Source organism: Pseudoalteromonas translucida KMM 520, from assembly GCF_001465295.1.
Lineage (GTDB): Bacteria > Pseudomonadota > Gammaproteobacteria > Enterobacterales > Alteromonadaceae > Pseudoalteromonas > Pseudoalteromonas translucida.
Window position 1 is genome coordinate 23697 of record NZ_CP011034.1, and the last position, 16271, is coordinate 39967.

Genomic DNA, 16271 nt, shown 5'->3' on the forward strand with positions numbered 1-16271 from the left:
TTACCAGTGTTATAAGTACCTATTGCTATGAAGTATTAGCTATCTAAAATAAGATAGATAGCTAATTGTTGTGTGCTGTATAGGTTATATTTTTTTAACTAGTTTAGCGTAATAAAAGCCATCGCTTTCACCAGGTAGCAACTGCAAACCAGGTGTAGTGGGCGTGTCTTTATCATGTAGAGGAATATGCTCAACATCATTGTTATTAGCTAAAAACTTAGCAACTTGTTGTTGGTTTTCTTGGGGGAGTACTGAACAAGTAGCGTATACCAAGGTGCCACCTGGCTTTAGAAGCGGCCAAATACTATCGAGTATATCGCCTTGTAATGCTGCTAAATCGGCAATGTCTGATGCACGACGCAACCACTTTATATCGGGGTGGCGGCGAATAACACCGGTAGCCGAGCAGGGTACGTCGAGTAAAATACGATCAAACTGTTTTTCATCCCACCAAGTGTGTGGTTGTGATGCATCACCACATTGTAGGTCGGCACCTAAACCTATACGAGTTAAGTTTTGCTTAACACGCTCTAGGCGAGTTGCATCGCTATCAAGGGCAAGTACCTCAGCATCAGCCAATTCTAAAATATGGCATGTTTTGCCACCCGGCGCGGCGCAGGCATCTAAAATAGTGTCGTCATCTTTAGGATCTAAAAAACGCGCTGCTAACTGTGCAGCAGCATCTTGAACAGAACAAGCACCGGTATCAAACTCGGGTAATGAAAACACATCTCGTGGCTTGGCTAACTTTATCCCATCTATAAAATCGGGGTTAAGTGTATGCTCAATTTCGTTAGCTGTTAGCATATCGCTGTATTCTTGCGTGCTGTATTGCGCTTGATTTACACGCAGCCACATAGGCGCTTGCTGTTGATTTTCTGCAAGCAGCTCTTCCCAACTATCAGGATAAGCTTCTTTAACTTGTTTGATAAACCAGTTTGGATGATTGTATAAACACACTGGAATAAGTTTGGCTTTTTCTTCAAGCTCAAGTTGTTGGCGCTGAAAACTACGTAGAATAGCATTAATAAGCCCTTTCAAACCCAAAGCACGCAATTGTTGTAGTGCATTTACAGTTTCTGAAATTGCTGCATGTGGCGGAACACGCATGTGTTGTAGTTGGTAAATGCCCACATACAATAAAAATTGAAATATTCTACGCTTACCTTTTAACGGCTCCTCAACTAAATGTTGGCAGTAGTTTTCAAGGCTTGGTAAATAGCGTAAAACGCCATAGCAAATTTGCTGCAGCAGGGCTTTATCTTTAGGTGGCAAGCCTTGGCTGGCAAATGGCAGTTCTTGATTAAGCGAAGCGCCTTTATCAACTACGTTATATAAAGTTTCAGCGGCAAGCGCTCGTACGTTTGGAACATTACTCATTATTTTCGCCTAATATTGTGCCAGGAGTAACCCAGTCACTACGACCATTTAAAAAGTCGTTAATTGCCATTGGTTTTTTACCTTGTGGTTGTAATTGCGTAATACATAAAGCATGTTCGCCACAACCCACAATAACGCCATGTTTGTCGCTCGATAGAACGCGCCCGTTATTATCAGGCTGGTTGCTTGATTGCTCTACAACATGTGCTTGATAAATTTTTACAGGCTGCCCCCCCATTTGGGTGAAGCATACCGGCCACGGATTAAACGCGCGAATGTTACGCTCAATTTGCGCCGCGCTCATAGACCAGTCAATATTGGCTTCGTCTTTTGAGAGCTTTTTAGCGTAATTAGCCGCAGTATCATTTTGTGGCTCAGGGGTTATTTTACCATTAGCTAAGTTATTAATAGTGTCAATAAGTGCACCTGGGCCAAGGTCAGCTAATTTAGTATATAAACTGGCACTGGTTTCGGTGGCACTAATAGGGCAGCGGCTTATATGCAACATGTCGCCGGTATCTAACCCCTCATCCATTTGCATTATGGTGACGCCGGTTTCTTCATCACCTGCCCAAATAGCACGTTGAATTGGGGCAGCACCACGCCAGCGTGGTAAAATAGAACCATGCACATTTAAACAGCCTAATCGCGGGGCATCTAAAATGGCTTTAGGTAAAATTAAGCCATAAGCCACTACAATCATAATGTCGGCATTAAGACTGGTAAGCTCATTTAAGGCGTCTTCTGTTTTCAGTGATTGTGGCTGAAAAACCGGTAAGTTGTGCTCAAGTGCGAGCTCTTTCACTTCACTGGCTTTTAATTTATTACCACGACCTGCAGGGCGGTCTGGCTGGCTATATACACCCACTATTTGGTGTTCGCTTTGTATCAGCGCTTGTAAATGACGTGCGGCAAAGTCCGGCGTACCGGCAAATATAATGCGTAATGGTTGAGTCACTGAGTTTTCCTAAGGTGCTTGTTACGGTGCTAATTACTATTCTGCAAATTTGGCTTCTTTTTCAAGCTTTTTACGAATACGTTGGCGCTTTAATGGCGATAAGTAATCAATGAACAGTTTACCTTGAAGGTGATCTAGTTCGTGTTGAATACAAATAGCGAGTAGTTCATCTGCATCTAGTACAAATTCTTCACCTTGCTCATTAAGCGCGGCAACAGTAACCGTTTCTGCGCGATCAACTTTTGCGTAAGAGTTAGGCACCGAAAGGCAGCCTTCTTCGCTTACGGTTGTACCGGCTTTTTTAATAATTTGTGGATTAATTAATACCAGCGGTTCGTTGCGCTCTTCTGATACGTCAATCACTACAATGCGTTGATGAATATTAACTTGTGTAGCAGCAAGACCAATGCCATTTTCATCATACATAGTTTCTAGCATGTCTTTTATAATCACACGGACTTGGTCGTCAACATGTGCAACTTCTTGTGCTATTGTACGTAAACGTTCATCTGGGAATCTTAAAACTTCTAACGTAGCCATAGTTACCTTTTACACTTATGCTTAATTTAGGGTATTGTATGCTCTTATTTTAGCCATTCGCGTTCCCCTTTAACAGGTTTTGGTCAATAATAATGAAAAAACAATACAAGGAAGCCCAATGAAATCTCCATTAATTGCAATTATAGTTGCATTAGGTGCTGCATTCTCTACTTATGCTGATGTGCTAAAAATAAAAAAAGATGCGCCTAAACAGTATGTTGTGAAAAAAGGCGATACACTTTGGGATATTTCTGGGGTTTATTTAAACGAACCTTGGCTATGGCCTGAGTTGTGGCAAATGAACCCGCAAATTAATAACCCTCATCTTATTTATCCCGGCGATGCCTTAGCATTAATCTACGATGCGCAGGGAAACCCACGTTTAGTGATAAATAAAGCGTACCGAAAGCTGTCTCCTCAGGGGCGAATTACCCCTAAAGGCAAAAATGCAATTACCACCTTGCCACTAGAAATGATCAGACCTTATATAACTTACGAGCAAGCTATAAATAGCGACGATATAAAAGCTAAACCTTATATTTTAGGGGCAAACGAGAACACGAAAACACAAACGTTAGGGCATATTTTATACGTTAAAGGCGATTTAAAATTACACCAAGCTTATGCAATTTATCATAAAGGTAAGCCATATTTAGACCCAGAAACAGGAAGGGTACTTGCTAATCGTGCTGCTTATGTTGGTATGGCTCGTGCCTTTAGAAAAGGTGATGCCGCTAATGGTGAGCCTGCATCGGTCAGAGTTGAGTCGGTGAAGCGCGAAATAAAACAAGGTGACTTTTTACTTCCAGCAATGGAAGGGCAAATGCTACCAGCGTATTTTAATATGCATCGTCCCCCCCAGGCTGTATTGGGCTATGTTATTGCTTCGCCAAGCGATTCTAGAGAATTTAGCACTATGGATGTAGTGGTGCTAAACTTAGGATCAGAGCAGCAAGTAGAAGTGGGTCATGTACTTGATATTGAACGCCAATCACCAAGCGTTATAGATGGTCCTCGTGGCCCTCGCTACACCGAGGACTCAAGTCGCTTTGAAAAGTTAATGTCAAATGCTAACGAGTTTTTTGGTGCTGAACCCGATGATGGAAGTACGGTTTGGAAAATGCCGAAAGAAAAAGTAGGTGAGTTAATTGTATTTAAGGTGTATGACAACGTAAGTTATGCGCTAATAACTAAAAATCAGCACCCAATTCGCGTTGGAGATATTGCAGTTATTCATTAAGTAGCGAGTTGGTGCTCTAGGAGAGAGCATGGATCAGTCATCTGGCAAGCTTGCCCACTGGCTTGCCTTTTATATGTGTAAAGGGTTGGGTATTAAAACCCTTTTAGCACTATCTAAAAACCATTCCCTTGAGTCATTGTTTGGCTTATCTCATCAGCAATTACTGCAATTAGGGCTAAGTGCTAATCAAGCTACTAATTTGTTGCACACTAATTGGCAGCAAATTACGCATTATGAACAGTTAATCCTACACAATAATATAACGGTTATTAGTATTTTTGATGCCGCTTACCCCGAAGATTTAAAACAAATAGCCAGTGCGCCTTTATTGCTTTTTTGCAAAGGCGATGTGTCGTTATTAACTAGCCCACAAATAGCCATAGTTGGGAGCCGTAACGCCACCCCCACGGGGCTGGAAATAGCTGCTGAGTTTGCATATCAACTTACCTTAGCTGGAATCACTATTACTTCAGGCATGGCCCGCGGTATAGACGGATCTGCGCATAAAGGGGCCTTAGCTGGCAGCGGAAAAACCATTGCCGTGCTGGGTACCGGTGTTGATATTTACTACCCTAAGCAGCATAAGCTACTTACAAATCAAGTATTAGAGCAGGGCTTGCTTGTAAGTGAGTTTTTACCTGGTACTGCCGCGAATGCGCATAACTTCCCGCGTCGTAATCGTATTATATCGGGGTTATCGTTGGGGGTACTTATTGTTGAGGCTGAAATTAAAAGCGGTTCGCTCATTACCGTACGCTATGCGCTGGAGCAAAATAAAGAAGTATTTGCTGTTCCCGGCTCGATTAAAAACCCACTTGCCCAAGCGAGTCATTTTTTAATTAAGCAAGGTGCTAAGCTCGTGGAAAATGTAAGTGATATTCTTGATGAGGTGAGCTTTACTTATCAAAGTAGTTTTTTAACTACAGAGCAGTCAACCCAAACGAATAAAGACTCCCAGTGTGAGGTATTAAATAGTATTGGCTTTGAGGTAACCAGTGTTGATGACATTGTTCGCCGTGCTCAGTGGCCAATTGATAAAGTGCAAGCCAGGTTGCTGGACTTGGAACTAGATGATCAAATAGAGCGAGTTTTAGATGGTTACATCAGGGTCTGTTGACCTTTGCGGGTTAATATTTGTTCAAACTAGAGGTGATTTAATCGCGGCGCGAGATTTGTAACCTAGTGGGCTAAGTAAAAACCGAGCAACAAAGAGTTAATTGCCCCTAGGCAGAACCCTTCGGGTAGCGCCTGTTTGGCATTAATGCTGCGTTATCGCCAATTTATGGGAAATAACCACACCACATAGGCTCTGCCTTGCCTAAATACCAAACAGGCTGCTGCAAATTTAACCTTGAAAGATTAACAGACCCTAAACTAAGTACTTAAGCTAAATGCGAGGTGGTGATATGTTTGAGGTGCTTATGTATCTTTTTGAAAACTATATTCACAACGACGCTGGGCTCTTCATTGAACCTAATGAATTGACCGATGAATTATTACGAGCTGGTTTTAATCAAGCCGAAATATTTAAAGCACTAGATTGGTTAGAGCAGCTAGCCGAATTACAGCATAGTGACACATCACCATATTTAATCACTGACTCGCCACAAACAATAAGAGTATTTACCGACCATGAATGCAAAATGCTGGATGTGCAGTGTCGTAATTTTTTAATGTTTGTTGAACGCATTGGCGTTACTAATGGTGTTACCCGTGAAATGGTAATGGACCGCTTAGCAGCGCTAGATAAACCTTTTATAGGGTTAGACGATTTAAAGTGGGTAGTGTTAATGGTGCTATTTAATGTACCCGGAGCAGAAGTGGCTTGTGAGCAAATGGAAGATCTTATATTTGACCAGCCCGGGGACTTACTTCACTAATACCTAAATTCAAGATACCTATTAATACCTATTTAATTAAAATATGAGCATACGAGTAAATTAAATTGCTTAAGCACTTTCTTAAAAGTAATTTATACAGCAAGTATATGCCATAATCTTTGCCTTGTTATTACACCACACTTTTTACGCTATAATTGGCCGCTAATTTAATGTAATAGGTATAGCTATTGTATCTTTAAGTGTTTTGGGTATATTAGGCGAAAATTCACCAACTAGGATCACCATGAGTAAAATCGACCATTCGCTTTTCTCGGCGAATAAGCACGCCCTAGAAAAAGAATATGAGATATGCCCACAATGTGGTTCAGAGCTAGTGATCCGCAATAGTAAATCAGGCCCATTTTTAGGCTGTGCCAGCTACCCCAAGTGCGACTTTATTCGACCGCTGGCGCACCACGATAGCAGTGAAATAAAAGTGCTAGAAGATTCCGCATGTCCACAATGTAGTAAGCAGCTGGTGGTAAAAAATGGCCGCTACGGTATGTTTATTGGTTGTACTGGGTATCCAGAGTGTCATTACATCGCGAATGAAAACGAGGCAAAGCAAAATGAAGAGCCATTACCTAGTTGCCCTAAATGTAAAAAAGGCCGTTTAGTTTCACGTAGTAATAAATTTGGTAAAATATTTTATTCATGCGATTGCTACCCAAGCTGTAAATATACGCTGAATAATAAACCGGTTGAGCAATCGTGCCCAGAATGTAACTGGCCACTGCTGATTGAGAGAAAAATGGCTAATAGCACTGTGTTACAATGCCCACAAAAAAGTTGTATGCATAAACTTGCAGCCACTGAATAACGTTTAAAACTCCTGGAGACGATTTTGTCAGATCAATCTACTATATCTGCTGCTATAACGTGTTTAGCGCAAGGCGAAGTGATTTTATACCCTACAGAAGCTGTATATGGCTTAGGTTGCGATCCAGATAATCAACAAGCAGTTGAGCGACTACTGGCTATTAAACAGCGTCCGGTCGAAAAAGGCCTTATTTTAATTGCCGATAACTACGGGCAGTTATTAAAATATGTAGATGATGCCAAAATCCCAATGGATAAACGTGCCGACATTTTTTCAAGTTGGCCAAATGCCATTACTTGGGTTATGCCCGCAGCTAAAAGCACCCCAAAGTGGTTAACTGGGCAGTTTGACACCATTGCAGTTAGGGTGACTAACCATCCAACCGTAAAGCGCTTATGCCAAGAGTTTGGTAAGCCACTGGTATCAACTAGCGCTAATTTAAGCGGTCAAAATACAGTATTAAGCATTGCCGAGGCTAAAAGCCAGTTTGCTGAGCAGGTAGGTTATTATGTTGATGAGCCACTCGGTGGTAACACGCAACCAAGTACAATTAAAGATGCCATGAATGGCAAAGTATTTAGAGGTTAATATGCAAAGTGAATTATTAGAGCAAGTAAAAGCCTACTTTATGGCTTTGCAAGACACTATTAGCCAAGGCCTTGAAGCAGCCGATGGTAAAGCTAAGTTTATAGAAGATAACTGGCAGCGTAGCGAAGGCGGCGGCGGGCGTACACGCGTTATCACTAATGGTAATATTATTGAGCAAGGCGGTGTTAACTACTCGCATGTATTTGGTGCCTCTATGCCGGCATCTGCAACCGCACACAGACCCGAACTTGCAGGGCGCAGCTTTAATGCTTGCGGTGTGTCGTTAGTTATTCATCCAAAAAATCCACATATACCGACCAGCCATGCCAATGTGCGCTTTTTTATTGCCGAAAAAGAAGGCGAACAACCAATATGGTGGTTTGGTGGTGGTTTTGACTTAACCCCTTTTTATCCTGTATTTGATGATGTAGTACATTGGCATCAAGTAGCACATGACTTATGTGCACCATTTGGCGATGAGTTGTATCCAAAGTATAAAACCTGGTGCGATGAATATTTTTATTTGAAGCATCGCGATGAAACACGCGGTGTAGGTGGGTTGTTTTTTGACGACCTAAATGAACTGGGGTTTGAGCAAAGCTTTGCCTTTACACAGGCAGTCGGTAATGGCTTTTTAGAGGCTTACTTACCTATTATAGAGCGTCGTAAAAAAGATGAATACACAGCGCAGCAACGCGACTTTCAGCTTTATCGTCGTGGCCGCTATGTAGAGTTTAATTTAGTCTGGGACAGAGGCACTCTGTTTGGTTTGCAAACGGGTGGTCGCACCGAATCTATATTAATGTCTATGCCACCGTTAGCGCGTTGGGAGTATAACTACACTCCTAACGCAGAGAGTGCTGAGGCTAAGTTATACCAGTACTACTTACGTCCTCAGCAATGGTTGAGTACACAACCTAATGATTTAATTGCTAGAGAGTGTCAGCTTTAAGGCTTCTTGTGTAAGTATAAAAGGCGCTATGTAGCGCCTTTTTTGTATTTAGTGTTATGCGTTAATGCTGGTTAATCATATGGCTCGCTAGCTGTCCAAACGATTGCTTTAGGCCTTCTCGAAGTAATGGATTATCTACTTCAAGGTCTAATGTTTTATTCATGCAGTACATCCATTGGTCGCGCAAGTCTTGATCAATGGCAAAGGGCATATGGCGTTTACGCAGCATAGGGTGGCCATGTTTTGCTACAAATAGGTCTGGACCACCTAACCAGCCAGATAAAAATTCAAAAAACACTTGGCGAATTCTATCTAATGGCAGAGGATGCATATCATATAACGGTTTAGCGTATTCATCTGTGGCCATAATATCGTAGAATCTATTTGCAATAGCGAGTGCACCTGCTTCTCCACCTAGTATTTCATAAGGTGTTTTTTCTGGTGTGGGTGTTTGCTCTATTGTAGCGGGCTTAGATTTTGAAAAAAGTCGTTTAATCATATTATTTATCATCGTTAATAGGCAGTGTTACTACTGCAAAGAGGTTGCTTTAAAATGGACAAATATGCGGTTTTTGGAAATCCAATAAAACATTCAAAATCCCCCGCGATACATAAACAATTTGCTATCTCTTTAGGTGAGCAAATCGACTATCGCGCAATCTTAGCACCTATCGATAACTTTGAAAAAACAGTATCGAATTTTTTTGCTCAAGGCGGTAAGGGAGCTAATGTAACTATGCCCTTTAAAGAACAAGCTTTTGCAATGGCAGATGAGCTCACACCATTAGCTAAAATTGTCGGTGCAGTAAATACTTTAAAAAAGCAAACAGACGGCACGTTACTAGGTGATAACACCGACGGCATCGGCTTTGTAAACGATCTGCTGGCAAATAATGTCAGCATTACTGGTAAACGTATTTTAATAATAGGCGCAGGCGGGGCAGCAAGAGGGGTTGTTTTACCCTTGTTGGATCATCAGCCACAGGAAGTTGTTATTGTTAATCGTACCGCCGAAAAAGCACAAAATTTAGCAAAGTTGTTTGCGCAACATGGCAAAGTGTCGGGTTATGGTTTTAACAACCTACCAGAAAACGATTATGCGCTTATCATAAACTCCACCTCTAGCAGTATGAATGACGAGCTTCCAGCACTTGATCAAAAACATATTACTAACTGTGAAGTAGCGTATGACATGTTTTATTCATTGCAAAACACCATTTTTATGAATTGGGTAGCGCAGTATAATAGTAATACTAAACTATTGGATGGCAGTGGTATGCTAGTTGGTCAGGCTGCCCAGGCATATTATGTATGGCGTAATAAAATGCCTGCAATATTACCTGTCGTTAATGCACTAAAACAGGGAACACTTACATGAACCAAGCAATACAATTTATAGATAGGCTAGAATTTAGAGAGCCAGCGCACCAATTAGTCTTTTTTGCACAAGTAAATGGCATGCTGGTGGAATGTATTATTGCAGTAAGTAGTTTAGGTTTGACCGATGAAAGTCATGCAACAAGTTACTTTGAAAAAAATCGTTTTGATTACGAAGAGCGCGCCGAGCAACTTATCGAAGATGAAAGTTACAACTCGGCAGGCCAAATAGAAGTCAGCTTAATTAGCTAAGTGCTTATATAACGTCGTCACTTAAGTACTCATTTTTAAGCAGTACATAGTTATCCGCAGATACTTTTAAAAATGTAAGCTCTTGCTCGGTAAGCGCTCGGGCTTGCTTAACTGGGCTGCCTACATATAAATAACCAGACTCCAAACGCTTATTTGGTGGCACCAATGACCCCCCGCCAATAATCACATTATCTTCAATAATGGCATTGTCCATAATAATTGCGCCCATTCCCACCAATATACGGTTACCTAACTGACAACCATGTAACATAACCTTGTGCCCAACCGTTACATCATCACCAATAATAAGCGGATAACCTTCGGGGTTACTTTTGGTTGCTCGCGATAAATGCAGCACGCTACCATCTTGTATATTAGTACGTTCACCAATGCGTATATAGTTTACATCGCCACGGGCAGCAACTAACGGCCACACGCTGCTATCATCACCCAAAGTAATATCGCCAACCAATACCGATGATTCATCTATATAAACAGACGCATTAAATGAAGGGGTAACACCTTTATAAGAACGGATTGTCATATCTGCACCTTTAACTAACAGTTATATTAAATTATGAGTGTAACAGCAGAGCTTATTTAAGTGCCACAAAAGCAGTAATTGTTTATAAAACTATCAGTTTTAGGCGCTTTAGGTCAGTAACTGAGCGAACGTCATTTTTTTTTAGTTTTTCAGTAAAAAATGCTTGCGTAAAATCTGCGGCTCCCTATAATGCGACCCCACTGAGAAGGGAAACGCCGAAGCATAGCAAGGCACGAACTACTTAGAGAGTTAAATAAAACTTCGGTTTTAAATTGTCGAAAGAAAGTTTAAAACAAAGTGTTGACTCGAAAAATAAAGGATGTATTATACGCATCCCTTGAGACGCTAAAGCGACTCAAACGTTCTTTAACAATATAAAGCAATCATCTGTGTGGGCACTCGTACAGATTGAGTTCTAACAGCCAAACTACTTACTCTTTATGGGTAATTAGCGAGGCAAAAAAATTAGAGTCTCAATTGAAAACTGAGTGACCAACAGAAGTAACTTATTTATAAGTTGCTTCGGCACAGTCAATTCAATATCGAAAGATATTAAAATAAATTCAGAATTCATTGAGCTGTCGAAAGACATAAAACTTTTTAATTGAAGAGTTTGATCATGGCTCAGATTGAACGCTGGCGGCAGGCCTAACACATGCAAGTCGAGCGGTAACAGAGAGAAGCTTGCTTCTTTGCTGACGAGCGGCGGACGGGTGAGTAATGCTTGGGAACATGCCTTGAGGTGGGGGACAACAGTTGGAAACGACTGCTAATACCGCATAATGGCTACGGACCAAAGGGGGCTTCGGCTCTCGCCTTTAGATTGGCCCAAGTGGGATTAGCTAGTTGGTGAGGTAATGGCTCACCAAGGCGACGATCCCTAGCTGGTTTGAGAGGATGATCAGCCACACTGGGACTGAGACACGGCCCAGACTCCTACGGGAGGCAGCAGTGGGGAATATTGCACAATGGGCGCAAGCCTGATGCAGCCATGCCGCGTGTGTGAAGAAGGCCTTCGGGTTGTAAAGCACTTTCAGTCAGGAGGAAAGCGTGGTGGTTAATACCCATCATGTGTGACGTTACTGACAGAAGAAGCACCGGCTAACTCCGTGCCAGCAGCCGCGGTAATACGGAGGGTGCGAGCGTTAATCGGAATTACTGGGCGTAAAGCGTACGCAGGCGGTTTGTTAAGCGAGATGTGAAAGCCCCGGGCTCAACCTGGGAACTGCATTTCGAACTGGCAAACTAGAGTGTGATAGAGGGTGGTAGAATTTCAGGTGTAGCGGTGAAATGCGTAGAGATCTGAAGGAATACCGATGGCGAAGGCAGCCACCTGGGTCAACACTGACGCTCATGTACGAAAGCGTGGGGAGCAAACGGGATTAGATACCCCGGTAGTCCACGCCGTAAACGATGTCTACTAGAAGCTCGGAGCCTCGGTTCTGTTTTTCAAAGCTAACGCATTAAGTAGACCGCCTGGGGAGTACGGCCGCAAGGTTAAAACTCAAATGAATTGACGGGGGCCCGCACAAGCGGTGGAGCATGTGGTTTAATTCGATGCAACGCGAAGAACCTTACCTACACTTGACATACAGAGAACTTACCAGAGATGGTTTGGTGCCTTCGGGAACTCTGATACAGGTGCTGCATGGCTGTCGTCAGCTCGTGTTGTGAGATGTTGGGTTAAGTCCCGCAACGAGCGCAACCCCTATCCTTAGTTGCTAGCAGGTAATGCTGAGAACTCTAAGGAGACTGCCGGTGATAAACCGGAGGAAGGTGGGGACGACGTCAAGTCATCATGGCCCTTACGTGTAGGGCTACACACGTGCTACAATGGCGCATACAGAGTGCTGCGAACCTGCGAAGGTAAGCGAATCACTTAAAGTGCGTCGTAGTCCGGATTGGAGTCTGCAACTCGACTCCATGAAGTCGGAATCGCTAGTAATCGCGTATCAGAATGACGCGGTGAATACGTTCCCGGGCCTTGTACACACCGCCCGTCACACCATGGGAGTGGGTTGCTCCAGAAGTAGATAGTCTAACCCTCGGGAGGACGTTTACCACGGAGTGATTCATGACTGGGGTGAAGTCGTAACAAGGTAGCCCTAGGGGAACCTGGGGCTGGATCACCTCCTTATACGATTTAGAACTTATTTGTTCGTAGTGTCCACACAGATGATTGTTAATTGTAAAGAGAACAACACTTATTGTTTGGGTCTGTAGCTCAGCTGGTTAGAGCGCACCCCTGATAAGGGTGAGGTCGGTAGTTCAAATCTACTCAGACCCACCACTTTACTCCCATACATCGTTATGGAATATCTCGTTTAGTAAACTAAACGTCGATTTCCCACGCCTTGCCTGGAAGCAAAGTCGGTATACAAACAGTAAGACCAGCATATGTGGGGCTATAGCTCAGCTGGGAGAGCGCCTGCCTTGCACGCAGGAGGTCAGCAGTTCGATCCTGCTTAGCTCCACCACTTTACTTCTTAAAAATAAATATTCTTTATCGGGTCATAAACGACCTGAGAATGAAGTGTGTTTAATTTTGAGAAGTTTTTATTTCTCTTGCTCTTTAAAAATTTGGAAAAGCTGATAATAAAATTCTGATGAATACATTGTATTTATCAAGAGTTTTCAAAAGTAAAAAAAGAATGGTAGCAGTACCATTCAGTGCCATTTAGTTAACTCTTATGAGTTGATTGATTGGTATCTACTTTAGTATTCAATATTGACTTCTGGCGAAGTTAAACTGTCACACAACAAAGACCCGTTTGGGTTGTATGGTTAAGTGACTAAGCGTACACGGTGGATGCCTTGGCAGTTGGAGGCGATGAAGGACGTATTAACTTGCGATAAGCCTAGTCAAGCTAGTAAAAAGCACTTGAGACTAGGATTTCCGAATGGGGAAACCCACCTGCTTGCAGGTATCGTTAACTGAATACATAGGTTAACGAAGCGAACGCGGAGAACTGAAACATCTAAGTACCCGTAGGAAAAGAAATCAACCGAGATTCCGAAAGTAGCGGCGAGCGAAATCGGAACAGCCCTTAAGCTTATTATGTGTTAATGGAAGGCTGCTGGAAAGCGCCACGATACAGGGTGATAGTCCCGTACATGAAAAGACATTTTAAGTGAAATCGAGTAGGTCGGAGCACGTGAAACTTTGACTGAATATAGGTGGACCATCATCTAAGGCTAAATACTCCCAACTGACCGATAGTGAACCAGTACCGTGAGGGAAAGGCGAAAAGAACCCCTGTGAGGGGAGTGAAATAGAACCTGAAACCGTGTACGTACAAGCAGTAGGAGCCCACTTGTTGGGTGACTGCGTACCTTTTGTATAATGGGTCAGCGACTTATATTTTGTAGCGAGGTTAACCGATTAGGGTAGCCGTAGGGAAACCGAGTCTTAACTGGGCGAATAGTTGCAAGGTATAGACCCGAAACCCGGTGATCTAGCCATGAGCAGGTTGAAGGTTGAGTAACATCAACTGGAGGACCGAACCCACTAACGTTGAAAAGTTAGGGGATGACTTGTGGTTAGGAGTGAAAGGCTAATCAAACCGGGAGATAGCTGGTTCTCCCCGAAATCTATTTAGGTAGAGCCTCGGACGAATACTTACGGGGGTAGAGCACTGTTAAGGCTAGGGGGTCATCCCGACTTACCAACCCTTTGCAAACTCCGAATACCGTAAAGTAATATCCGGGAGACACACGGCGGGTGCTAACGTCCGTCGTGAAGAGGGAAACAACCCAGACCGCCAGCTAAGGTCCCAAAGTCATAGTTAAGTGGGAAACGATGTGGAAAGGCCCAGACAGCCAGGAGGTTGGCTTAGAAGCAGCCATCCTTTAAAGAAAGCGTAATAGCTCACTGGTCGAGTCGGTCTGCGCGGAAGATGTAACGGGGCTAAACTATGCACCGAAGCTGCGGATTCATCTTAGGATGAGTGGTAGGGGAGCGTTCTGTAAGCCGTTGAAGGTGTACCGGGAGGTATGCTGGAGGTATCAGAAGTGCGAATGCTGACATGAGTAACGATAATGGGAGTGAAAAACTCCCACGCCGGAAGACCAAGGGTTCCTATCCCATGTTAATCAGGGTAGGGTAAGTCGACCCCTAAGGCGAGGCCGAAAGGCGTAGTCGATGGGAAACAGATTAATATTTCTGTACTCGATATAATTGCGATGGGGGGACGGAGCAGGCTAAGCAAGCATGGCGTTGGTAGTCCATGTGAAAGTGAGTAGGGCGTTTGTTTAGGTAAATCCGGACGAACATTAAACCTGAGACACGAGACGAGTCACTAAGGTGATGAAGTTGCTGATGCCATACTTCCAGGAAAAGCCTCTAAGCTTCAGATTATATGGAATCGTACCCCAAACCGACACAGGTGGTCAGGTAGAGAATACTAAGGCGCTTGAGAGAACTCGGGTGAAGGAACTAGGCAAAATCGTACCGTAACTTCGGGAGAAGGTACGCTCCTATCTGTGATGAGACTTGCTCTCTAAGCGGACGGGAGCCGCAGTGACCAGGTGGCTGGGACTGTTTATTAAAAACACAGCACTGTGCAAAATCGCAAGATGACGTATACGGTGTGACACCTGCCCGGTGCCGGAAGGTTAATTGATGGGGTTATCCTTAGGGAGAAGCTCTTGATCGAAGCCCCGGTAAACGGCGGCCGTAACTATAACGGTCCTAAGGTAGCGAAATTCCTTGTCGGGTAAGTTCCGACCTGCACGAATGGTGTAACCATGGCCACGCTGTCTCCACCCGAGACTCAGTGAAATTGAAATCGCAGTGAAGATGCTGTGTACCCGCGGCTAGACGGAAAGACCCCGTGAACCTTTACTACAGCTTGGCACTGAACATTGAACCTACATGTGTAGGATAGGTGGGAGACTTTGAAGATGAGACGCTAGTTTTGTTGGAGTCAACCTTGAAATACCACCCTTGTAGTTTTGATGTTCTAACGTTGGCCCCTGAATCGGGGTTACGGACAGTGCCTGGTGGGTAGTTTGACTGGGGCGGTCTCCTCCTAAAGAGTAACGGAGGAGCACGAAGGTTGGCTAAGTACGGTCGGACATCGTACGGTTAGTGTAATGGTAGAAGCCAGCTTAACTGCGAGACAGACACGTCGAGCAGGTACGAAAGTAGGTCATAGTGATCCGGTGGTTCTGAATGGAAGGGCCATCGCTCAACGGATAAAAGGTACTCCGGGGATAACAGGCTGATACCGCCCAAGAGTTCATATCGACGGCGGTGTTTGGCACCTCGATGTCGGCTCATCACATCCTGGGGCTGAAGTCGGTCCCAAGGGTATGGCTGTTCGCCATTTAAAGTGGTACGCGAGCTGGGTTTAGAACGTCGTGAGACAGTTCGGTCCCTATCTGCCGTGGGCGTTTGAGAATTGAGAGGGGTTGCTCCTAGTACGAGAGGACCGGAGTGAACGAACCGCTGGTGTTCGGGTTGTCATGCCAATGGCATTGCCCGGTAGCTACGTTCGGAACTGATAAGCGCTGAAAGCATCTAAGCGCGAAGCAGGCCTCGAGATGATTTCTCACTAGAGCTATAAGCTCTCTGAAGGGCCGTTGGAGACTACAACGTTGATAGGCAAGATGTGGAAGTGCTGTGAGGCATTAAGCTAACTTGTACTAATTACCCGTGAGGCTTAACCATACAACGCCAAACGCGTTTTATGTGACAGTTCAAGCAAGAAGTTAATATAACTAAAGTAGATATTACTGA

General features: G+C 43.7%; 13 protein-coding genes, 2 tRNA genes and 2 rRNA genes. 12 read left to right on the forward strand and 5 right to left on the reverse strand.

The features are described from left to right. Window positions 1-84: 84 nt before the first annotated feature. The 3 genes from rsmB to def are packed head-to-tail and all read right to left on the reverse strand — an operon-like array spanning window position 85 to window position 2878. The gene (gene rsmB, locus PTRA_RS00105) at window positions 85-1380 is read right to left on the reverse strand and encodes a 16S rRNA (cytosine(967)-C(5))-methyltransferase RsmB (protein ID WP_058372239.1); all 1296 of its coding nucleotides are present in this window, start codon (window positions 1378-1380) and stop codon (window positions 85-87) included. Further along, window positions 1373-2338, reverse strand: coding sequence for a methionyl-tRNA formyltransferase (gene fmt, locus PTRA_RS00110; protein WP_058372240.1), 966 nt, complete (start codon window positions 2336-2338; stop codon window positions 1373-1375). Before fmt ends, rsmB begins: the two co-directional genes overlap by 8 nt. A gap of 36 nt (window positions 2339-2374) precedes the next feature. After that, window positions 2375-2878, reverse strand: a complete 504-nt coding sequence (def, locus tag PTRA_RS00115) for a peptide deformylase (RefSeq protein ID WP_058372241.1) — start codon at window positions 2876-2878, stop codon at window positions 2375-2377. A gap of 118 nt (window positions 2879-2996) precedes the next feature. Here def and PTRA_RS00120 point away from each other — a divergent pair, with 118 nt between their 5' ends. The 6 genes from PTRA_RS00120 to hemF all read left to right on the forward strand — a co-directional run bounded on the left by PTRA_RS00120 (window position 2997) and on the right by hemF (window position 8358). Next, entirely contained in the window at window positions 2997-4118 is a 1122-nt protein-coding gene (locus PTRA_RS00120; RefSeq protein WP_058372242.1) for a LysM peptidoglycan-binding domain-containing protein, read from the forward strand. A 28-nt stretch (window positions 4119-4146) separates the two neighbouring features. Continuing rightward, window positions 4147-5235 carry a DNA-processing protein DprA gene (gene dprA, locus PTRA_RS00125; RefSeq protein ID WP_058372243.1) on the forward strand — a complete coding sequence of 363 codons (1089 nt, stop codon included), beginning with the start codon at window positions 4147-4149 and terminating at the stop codon, window positions 5233-5235. Window positions 5236-5524: 289 nt separating this feature from the next. Continuing rightward, the gene (locus PTRA_RS00130) at window positions 5525-5998 is read left to right on the forward strand and encodes a DUF494 family protein (protein WP_058374469.1); all 474 of its coding nucleotides are present in this window, start codon (window positions 5525-5527) and stop codon (window positions 5996-5998) included. A gap of 244 nt (window positions 5999-6242) precedes the next feature. After that, window positions 6243-6818: a DNA topoisomerase family protein gene (locus PTRA_RS00135; RefSeq protein WP_011326759.1), complete on the forward strand. Its 576-nt coding sequence runs from the start codon at window positions 6243-6245 to the stop codon at window positions 6816-6818. Between the two features lie 24 nt (window positions 6819-6842). After that, the gene (tsaC, locus tag PTRA_RS00140) at window positions 6843-7406 is read left to right on the forward strand and encodes an L-threonylcarbamoyladenylate synthase type 1 TsaC (protein WP_058372244.1); all 564 of its coding nucleotides are present in this window, start codon (window positions 6843-6845) and stop codon (window positions 7404-7406) included. A 1-nt stretch (window position 7407) separates the two neighbouring features. After that, on the forward strand, window positions 7408-8358 hold the full coding sequence (hemF, locus tag PTRA_RS00145; RefSeq protein WP_058374470.1) for an oxygen-dependent coproporphyrinogen oxidase: 951 nt from the start codon (window positions 7408-7410) through the stop codon (window positions 8356-8358). 61 nt (window positions 8359-8419) lie between these two features. Here the strand turns inward: hemF and PTRA_RS00150 are convergent, their stop codons facing one another. After that, window positions 8420-8857, reverse strand: coding sequence for a group II truncated hemoglobin (locus tag PTRA_RS00150; protein WP_058374471.1), 438 nt, complete (start codon window positions 8855-8857; stop codon window positions 8420-8422). A gap of 54 nt (window positions 8858-8911) precedes the next feature. Between PTRA_RS00150 and aroE the strand changes: the two genes are divergently transcribed. Both aroE and PTRA_RS00160 read left to right on the forward strand, forming a co-directional pair. Beyond that, window positions 8912-9736 carry a shikimate dehydrogenase gene (aroE, locus tag PTRA_RS00155; RefSeq protein WP_058372245.1) on the forward strand — a complete coding sequence of 275 codons (825 nt, stop codon included), beginning with the start codon at window positions 8912-8914 and terminating at the stop codon, window positions 9734-9736. Further along, window positions 9733-9987 (forward strand): DUF1488 family protein, encoded by a 255-nt coding sequence (locus tag PTRA_RS00160; protein ID WP_058372246.1) that lies wholly within the window; start codon window positions 9733-9735, stop codon window positions 9985-9987. The genes aroE and PTRA_RS00160 overlap by 4 nt, the downstream gene beginning before the upstream one ends. A gap of 4 nt (window positions 9988-9991) precedes the next feature. Here PTRA_RS00160 and PTRA_RS00165 read toward each other — a convergent pair whose 3' ends face one another. Further along, window positions 9992-10531 (reverse strand): gamma carbonic anhydrase family protein, encoded by a 540-nt coding sequence (locus PTRA_RS00165; protein ID WP_058372247.1) that lies wholly within the window; start codon window positions 10529-10531, stop codon window positions 9992-9994. Window positions 10532-11132: 601 nt separating this feature from the next. Between PTRA_RS00165 and PTRA_RS00170 the strand changes: the two genes are divergently transcribed. The 4 genes from PTRA_RS00170 (at window position 11133) to PTRA_RS00185 (ending at window position 16202) form a co-directional block, all read left to right on the forward strand. Further along, window positions 11133-12668, forward strand: a 16S ribosomal RNA gene (locus tag PTRA_RS00170). Between the two features lie 76 nt (window positions 12669-12744). After that, a tRNA-Ile gene (locus PTRA_RS00175) sits at window positions 12745-12821 on the forward strand. 111 nt (window positions 12822-12932) lie between these two features. After that, a tRNA-Ala gene (locus PTRA_RS00180) sits at window positions 12933-13008 on the forward strand. Window positions 13009-13313: 305 nt separating this feature from the next. Then, window positions 13314-16202, forward strand: a 23S ribosomal RNA gene (locus PTRA_RS00185). Together the 16S and 23S rRNA genes with 2 tRNA genes alongside form the textbook arrangement of a ribosomal RNA operon. Window positions 16203-16271: the final 69 nt, after the last annotated feature.

Bases quoted from the DNA above. Each gene is read 5' to 3' on its own strand.
- rsmB (WP_058372239.1), bottom strand. From the start codon at position 1,380: ATGAGTAATGTTCCAAACGTACGAGCGCTTGCCGCTGAAACTTTATAT.
- def (WP_058372241.1), bottom strand. From the start codon at position 2,878: ATGGCTACGTTAGAAGTTTTAAGATTCCCAGATGAACGTTTACGTACA.
- PTRA_RS00120 (WP_058372242.1), top strand. From the start codon at position 2,997: ATGAAATCTCCATTAATTGCAATTATAGTTGCATTAGGTGCTGCATTC.
- dprA (WP_058372243.1), top strand. From the start codon at position 4,147: ATGGATCAGTCATCTGGCAAGCTTGCCCACTGGCTTGCCTTTTATATG.
- PTRA_RS00130 (WP_058374469.1), top strand. From the start codon at position 5,525: ATGTTTGAGGTGCTTATGTATCTTTTTGAAAACTATATTCACAACGAC.
- PTRA_RS00135 (WP_011326759.1), top strand. From the start codon at position 6,243: ATGAGTAAAATCGACCATTCGCTTTTCTCGGCGAATAAGCACGCCCTA.
- hemF (WP_058374470.1), top strand. From the start codon at position 7,408: ATGCAAAGTGAATTATTAGAGCAAGTAAAAGCCTACTTTATGGCTTTG.
- PTRA_RS00150 (WP_058374471.1), bottom strand. From the start codon at position 8,857: ATGATTAAACGACTTTTTTCAAAATCTAAGCCCGCTACAATAGAGCAA.
- aroE (WP_058372245.1), top strand. From the start codon at position 8,912: ATGGACAAATATGCGGTTTTTGGAAATCCAATAAAACATTCAAAATCC.
- PTRA_RS00160 (WP_058372246.1), top strand. From the start codon at position 9,733: ATGAACCAAGCAATACAATTTATAGATAGGCTAGAATTTAGAGAGCCA.
- PTRA_RS00165 (WP_058372247.1), bottom strand. From the start codon at position 10,531: ATGACAATCCGTTCTTATAAAGGTGTTACCCCTTCATTTAATGCGTCT.